The organism is Sphingomonas sp., assembly GCF_964263785.1.
In the GTDB taxonomy this organism is placed as follows: domain Bacteria; phylum Pseudomonadota; class Alphaproteobacteria; order Sphingomonadales; family Sphingomonadaceae; genus Sphingomonas.
On record NZ_CAXVWL010000057.1, the window covers coordinates 1 to 6,769 of the forward strand.

At 64.9% G+C, this 6,769-nt stretch carries 6 protein-coding genes; all 6 read right to left on the reverse strand.

Features of this window, described 5'->3' with window-relative positions:
- Positions 1–325: 325 nt before the first annotated feature.
- Positions 326–1,555, reverse strand: coding sequence for an NAD(P)/FAD-dependent oxidoreductase (locus tag ACE5C1_RS08030; RefSeq protein WP_374943546.1), 1,230 nt, complete (start codon positions 1,553–1,555; stop codon positions 326–328).
- Positions 1,552–2,394 carry an S-formylglutathione hydrolase gene (fghA, locus tag ACE5C1_RS08035; protein WP_374943547.1) on the reverse strand — a complete coding sequence of 281 codons (843 nt, stop codon included), beginning with the start codon at positions 2,392–2,394 and terminating at the stop codon, positions 1,552–1,554. Before fghA ends, ACE5C1_RS08030 begins: the two co-directional genes overlap by 4 nt.
- 1 nt (position 2,395) lies before the next feature.
- On the reverse strand, positions 2,396–2,713 hold the full coding sequence (locus ACE5C1_RS08040) for a 2Fe-2S iron-sulfur cluster-binding protein (protein ID WP_374943548.1): 318 nt from the start codon (positions 2,711–2,713) through the stop codon (positions 2,396–2,398).
- Positions 2,713–3,825, reverse strand: coding sequence for an S-(hydroxymethyl)glutathione dehydrogenase/class III alcohol dehydrogenase (locus tag ACE5C1_RS08045; RefSeq protein ID WP_374943549.1), 1,113 nt, complete (start codon positions 3,823–3,825; stop codon positions 2,713–2,715). Before ACE5C1_RS08045 ends, ACE5C1_RS08040 begins: the two co-directional genes overlap by 1 nt.
- A 109-nt stretch (positions 3,826–3,934) precedes the next feature.
- Positions 3,935–5,062, reverse strand: coding sequence for an NADH oxidase (locus ACE5C1_RS08050; RefSeq protein WP_374943550.1), 1,128 nt, complete (start codon positions 5,060–5,062; stop codon positions 3,935–3,937).
- A 60-nt stretch (positions 5,063–5,122) separates the two neighbouring features.
- On the reverse strand, positions 5,123–6,769 hold a 1,647-nt coding region (locus tag ACE5C1_RS08055), incomplete at its 5' end, for a TonB-dependent receptor (RefSeq protein WP_374943551.1).

Here is a 6,769-nt window from a genome sequence, read left to right on the forward strand (position 1 = left end):
TGGACTCTCCTTCCCTTGAAGACGCCCGAGAGATGCAGTCTTGCCTGCCGGGTAGTCCGGCCGGTCCAGCGCGGTAGGCAGGCCGCCTGACGATGCGGATAGACGCTCGGTCGTGGGCGAAGCGGTCATCTAGGCTCTCCATTGCTCCCGGACCGTGCTGCGGCCAGCGATCATAATTCCTACGCAGGAGTCTTGCGCGCCCTTGCTCGCATCGAGACTAACAGGAAATTGGTCGCACGTGCAATAATGTCTACGCTTTGTTCATCGAATTTTGCCGGTGGACAACCAGCAAGAACGAGAGGTGAGAAGGGGCCGGGAACATCGGCTACGCCGGTGCCATCTCCTTGAGCGGAGAGCTCGCATCCGCAAGGCGCCGGGCGGTCGGCGCGGCGCGGGTCAGCACAAGTGCGCGGCCTTGGACGTAGTCGCGTGTGGCGTTGACGCAGTCGAGCGCGACGACGCGGCCCGCCTTGCAATAGATCACGCTGAATGAGCGCGCCGTCGGATTGCCGCGTACAACAGCCTCATCGTGGCCGGTCGACAGCCCGACCGTCTGAAGCTTGAGGTCGTACTGGTTGGACCAGAACCACGGCACCGCGTCGTAAGGGCGCAAGTTGCCAACAATCGCGCGGGCGGCGACGCTCGCCTGATCATTGGCGTTCTGCACCGACTCGAGCCGAATGGCGGCACCGCCGGCGAAGCCGTTGGCATGCAGTGCGCAGTCGCCGATCGCATACACCTCCGGCAGAGACGTCCGGCAAAAAGCGTCGACGGCGATACCGTCGCCGCCCTCCGCGCCCGCCGCCAGGAGCGGCTCGACGCAAGGCACGATGCCGATGCCGACGATCACCATCTCGCAAGGCAGAACCTCGCCGTCCGCCAGCCTGACGCCGATAACGCGGCCGTCCGCCTCCTCGATGCACTGGACGGCCGCGTTCAGCCGGACGTCGACGCCCCGGGCGCGATGTTCCGCTTCGTAAAAAGCCGACAGCGCCTCGCCCGCGACACGGGCCAGGACACGGCCCTGCGCCTCCAGCACGGTGACCCGCTTGCCGGATTTAGTCAGCACCGCCGCCGCCTCCAAGCCGATGTAGCCGCCGCCGACCACGCACACGCGCGTCGTCGCGGCCAGCTCCGACATCAGTCGATCCACGTCGGCGCGGGTGCGGACGGCGTGGACGCCGAAGAGGTCGTGGCCCGAGCAAGTCAGGCGGCGCGGCCGACCGCCGGTCGCCCAGACCATCTCGCCGTAGCCGATAGTTCCGCCGCCGGCGAGCTTGACGCTACGGGAATCGGGGTCGACCGCGTCCACACGCCGGCCGAGCAGCAGGTCGATGCCTTTCTCCACCCAGAAGCGTTCGGGGCGGATCAGGATGCGCTCGAACGGCTTTTCGCGAGACAGATACTCCTTGGACAGCGGAGGCCGCTCATAGGGCGCGTCTGGCTCGTCGCCGACGATCGCGACCGAGCCCGCAAAACCCTGCTGGCGAAGCGCCGCCGCCGCCGCCGCGCCGCCATGGCCCGCGCCGACGATGAGCACGTCATACCGCGTCACGCTAGCCGCTCCGCGTGCCAGCGGATGTGGTCGGCCATGAACGTCGAGACGAACAGGTAGCTATGGTCGTAGCCAGGCTGCATGCGGAGCGTCAGCGGGATGCCGGCGTGTTTGCAGGCATCGCGTAGCAGTTCCGGGCGAAGCTGCTCAGTCAGGAACTGGTCGGCGTCGCCCTGGTCGACGAGGAGCTCGGGCAGCGTCGCGCCGTCCTCGATCAGCGCCACCGCATCATTCTTGCGCCAAGCGGCGCGATCGGGGCCGAGATAGCCGCTGAGCGCCTTCACACCCCAAGGTACCTGGCTTGCCGCGGCGATGGGCGCGAAGGCTGAAACGGAGCGGTACCGACCAGGGTGGCGGAGCGCGATCGCAAGGGCGCCGTGACCGCCCATCGAGTGGCCGGTGATCCCCTGCCGATCCATATCGACGGGAAGTTCCGCCGCGACCAGCATCGGCAGTTCGTCAGTAAGGTAGGACGACATGCGGAAGTGCGGGGTCCATGGTGCCTCAGTCGCATCGACGTAGAAGCCCGCGCCCTGTCCCATATTGTACGCCGGGTCATCCGAGACGATTTCCCCACGCGGACTCGTATCGGGCGCGACGAAGTTTAGGCCATGCTCGGCGCAGCCGCCCCGAAATTCGCCCTTATCGGTGACGTTCGCGTGCGTGCAGGTCAGGCCGGACAAGTACCAGAGCACTGGCAGCTTCGCGCCAGGCGAATGGTCCGGCACGTAAACTGAGAACGTCATGTCCGTGGCTGTCGTCTCCGAGGCATGCCGGTAGACGCGCTGCGAGCCGCCGAAGGCCCGGTTTTTCGACACGAGCTCAAGCGTCCCACCCACTTTAGTCCTCCGGCGCGATCACGATGCGCAGGTCAGCGAGCGCGTCGGAAAAGAGGATTTGGCACGACAGCCGCGACGTGTCGCTGCGATGCGTGGAGCTGTCGAGAAGCTCGTCCTCGTCGACGCTCATTGGCGGCAGCCGATGCACGTCGGCAGGATCGACGTAGACGTGGCAGGTCGCACAGCTGCAGCAGCCTCCGCACAACGCGAGCAGCTCGTCGACGCCCGCATCTCGGATCAACTCCATGACCGACAGGCCGACCTCGCCCTCGATCTCCCGAGTCTCGCCGTCGCGCATGGTGACCGACAACCGAGGCATCAGTACACCACCACGCTGCGGATGCTCTCGCCCCGGTGCATCAGGTCGAAGCCGTGGTTGATCTCGTCGAGGGTCAGCGTGTGCGTGATCATCGGGTCGATCGCGATCTGCCCGTTCATGTACCAGTCGACGATCTTGGGCACGTCCGTTCGCCCCTTCGCGCCCCCGAACGCGGTGCCGCGCCAGTTGCGCCCGGTGACCAGCTGGAAGGGCCGGGTGCTGATCTCGTGACCCGCTTCCGCCACGCCGATGACGATCGAGGTGCCCCAGCCGCGGTGGCAGCATTCCAGCGCGGTCCTCATCACCTCGGTATTGCCGGTCGCGTCGAAGCTGTAGTCGGCGCCGCCATCGGTGAGCTGGAGGATGGCGGCGATCGTCTCTTCGCGGCTCTGTCCCTTGGAATTGAGGAAGTGGGTCATGCCGAACTGCCGGCCCCACGCCTCGCGGTCCGGGTTGATGTCGACGCCGACGATCACGCCCGCACCCGCGAGCTTCGCGCCCTGAATGACGTTGAGGCCGATGCCGCCGAGACCGAACACCACCACGCTCTCGCCGACCTGCACCTTGGCCGTGTTGACCACCGCGCCGACGCCGGTGGTGACCCCGCAGCCGATGTAGCAGCTCGTCTTGAACGGCGCGTCCTCGCGGATCTTGGCCACCGCGATCTCGGGCAGCACTGTGAAGTTCGAGAAGGTCGAGCAGCCCATGTAGTGGAAGATTGGCTGTCCCTTGTAGCTGAACCGGGTGCTGCCGTCGGGCATCAGCCCTTTCCCCTGAGTCGCACGTATGGCGGTGCACAGGTTGGTCTTGCCGCTGAGGCACGATTTACACTGCCGGCACTCGGGCGTGTAGAGCGGGATGACGTGGTCGCCCGGCTGGACGCTGGTGACGCCGGCGCCCACCTCGCGCACGATCCCGGCGCCTTCATGGCCCAGCACGCTGGGGAACAGTCCCTCCGAGTCCAGCCCGTCGAGTGTATAGGCGTCGGTGTGGCAGATGCCGGTCGCCATGATCTCGACCAGAACTTCGCCGGCTTTCGGCCCCTCCAGGTCGAGCTCGACGATCTCCAGCGGCTTCTTCGCCTCGACCGCGACAGCGGCGCGGGTCTTCATATCAGACCATGCGAGGCGAGCGCGAACGCGGGCCTGCCGGATGTAGCCATAGTCCCGTTGCGGCCCGCGACCAGTCGATGCGGGCTGGGCGACCCTGCGTTCAGCACCCTCATATCGAGAAGTCGATCAGGTATTTGTCACCCGTGGCGCGCCGACCTGCGCCCCGCAGCACGTCGGGATCGCACGCCTCCGCCAGCGAGATTTTGTGGCTGTATTGCATGGCGAACGTCGTCTTGAGCCCTTCCACGACACGGCGCTTCAGACCCTCGACGCGTTCCGGTCCGATGCTCTCAAGGAAGTGGAACACCAGATAGCCGCCCAGATCCCAAGCCAGCCCGTAGTTCTTGAGCAGTACGAGCGGGCTGGGATCCAGCGTACCGTAGATGAAGACCTTCTTGCGTATGTTCGACCCGTAGTGCTGGTACCCCGCGGGCTTCGGCAGCGCCCGCTCCATAAGGTTGAGGATGCGGCTGGCTAGATCGCCGCCACCCGTCGCATCGAAGGCGAGGGTCGCGCCGGTAGCGACGAGCGCGCGCAGAAGTTCGTCCTCGAAGCCAGGACCACTCATGTCGCAGACATGCTCCGCGCCGATTGACTGCAACAGCTCGACCTGCTCGGGCCTGCGGACGATGCTGACAAGCCCGATGCCCTCCTCCCGACAAAGGCGGCAGAGCATCTGGCCGATGGTTGAGGCGGCGGCGGTGTGTACCAGTCCGCCGAAGCCGCCGTCCTGCATAAGCTCGACCATGCCCAGAACGGTCAGAGGGTTGATGAAGGCGGCGGCGCCCTCGGATGCCGAGACATCGTCCGGCAGGGGGAGAATGTCCTCCAGGGCGATCCGGTTGTACCGAGCGTAGACGCCGTTCCCCCGAACCGCGACGAGCCGACCGAGCAGCGCCTGTGCGGCGTCGCTCGGACCGGCCTCGACGACGCGTCCGGCTCCTTCCATCCCGACAGCCGTCGGCACATCCACGCGAGAAGCCTGCGCTTTCGCGGCCGCGTCACCTGCACGCAGAACCGTTACCGTCTTGCCGTCACGCTGGATCCGCTCGGCTGTACCCGGGTCGGCGCGGGCGAACAGCAGCGACATGTCCGCGGGATGGATCGGCGCGGCGAGCATCTCGACGACCACGCCCCCCTCACGCCCGGGGACGCGCACCTGTTCCAGTGCAATCTCGACGTCGCCGTTACGCCGCAGCGTCGAGCGCAGCGCAAGGTTGGATGATATCTCGTTCAAGGTGTTCCTCACTGACGATAGAGTTGTAATGTGCCTTGAAGGATCGGTTCGCCTAACTTTTTAGAACTTGTAGCCTAGCGTTACGCCGTACGTGCGAGGGTCTTCGAGAAAGCCGTTCAGAGGATATCCGACGACGCTGGAACTGACGATCGCATTGCCGACCACCGTCTTGTTCGTGATGTTCCTGACATACACCTGTCCGGTCCAATGACCGTCCTCCGCAGCCCAGTTGATGAAGGCGTTGAGCCTGGCATTGGAACCCTGGCTCACATTCTTTAGGTTGAACGGCGTGAAGTAAATTCGGTCGCGCCACGCGACCTCACCGCGGAACGTGAACTGCCCGAGACGAGATGAAACGCTGTACTGCGCTCCGACGAATGCGGTGAACTCGGGTGATTGCGAGAGCGTATTGCCGCGCAGGTTGAACGCAGGTGACACACCGGGAGTGGCGGCGGTAGCACCCGGCGCGAAATCGCCTTGCGCGTCGACAAAGGTCACGCCGTCGCCGAAGGGGCGTGCCGGATCGGCGCTAACATAGTCCTTGAATTGAGCATGGAGCCACGAGCCGTTCGCGTTGATCTGGAACTCGGGCGTGATCTGCGCCGTCAGTTCCGCCTCCAGCCCATAGATCTCCGCCGTCGCGGCATTCTCGAGCGCAAGCGTCGCCCCGCTCGTCCCGGTCACCTTGCCGATCTGGAGATCCTTGTAGTCATAATAGAACCCCGCAAGATTGATCCGCAGCCGACCATCGAAGATCGTCGACTTGGCGCCGGCCTCGAACGCGCTGACCTTCTCAGGATCAACTGGTGGGGTGCCGGCGCCGAGGCTGTAGGTTCCTGCCTTGAAGCCCTTCGACCAGGAAGCGTAGAGCAAAGTCGAGGGCGTGGCCTGATAGTCTATGCCGACTCTCGGCGTGAACGACTTAAACCGCGCGCTGCGGTCGAGGATCGTGGTCGGCGTGGCCAGTTCACCTACGAACGGCGTGAAGATGTCGAACGCCAGCTCGTCATGGTTGGTTTTCTTCTCGGAGCTGTACCTGGCTCCCAGCGTGATCCGCAGGTTGTCGACCACCTCGTAGGTGGCCTGACCGAACCCGGCCAATGCGTCCGTCTTGATGAAACCGGCCCCGAGATATCCGGTCGTCAGGATGTCGGGGCCAAAGAAGATCGTGCGCGCAGGGTTGAGCGGGTCGGCCTGGACGCCGTTGGTCTTCTCGTGAAAGTAGAAGAAGCCTAGCAGCCAGGTCAGCCGATCGGTGGAGCCGGAGAGCTGCAGCTCCTCGCTGAACTGCCGCGCGCGTTCGGTTTGAATCTGCGTGACGAGCGGAAGTTCGGTGCCGTCAAGGTCGGAGAAGATCGCGTTCTTGGTGCGCCTGAACGCTGTTAGGGAGCTCAGCTGGATGTTGCTTGTCACGTCGTAGGTAAGCTTGCCGCTCACACCCCAGAACTCGACGCGGTTGGTCGGATCGGCGGTATTGTTCACGTCACGGATGTTGGAGGGGAACGAACCTCCCTGTGCGATCCCGTTGGGCACGATCGGAACGCCCGGCGCCGAAAAGCCTCCAGTCCCGGTCACGTGATACCCGCCCGCGCGATCCCGCTCGCGGAAATAGTCCGCTTTCACGGCCAACCTCAGGCGATCGGTCGGCGTGAAAAGCACGCTGCCCCTGATCGCCCGGGTGTTGAGGTCGTCGATATCGTTGCCGGT

Excerpts from the sequence above, each read along its gene's own strand:
- ACE5C1_RS08040 (WP_374943548.1), bottom strand. The coding sequence starts at position 2,713 with ATGCCTCGGTTGTCGGTCACCATGCGCGACGGCGAGACTCGGGAGATC.
- ACE5C1_RS08045 (WP_374943549.1), bottom strand. The coding sequence starts at position 3,825 with ATGAAGACCCGCGCCGCTGTCGCGGTCGAGGCGAAGAAGCCGCTGGAG.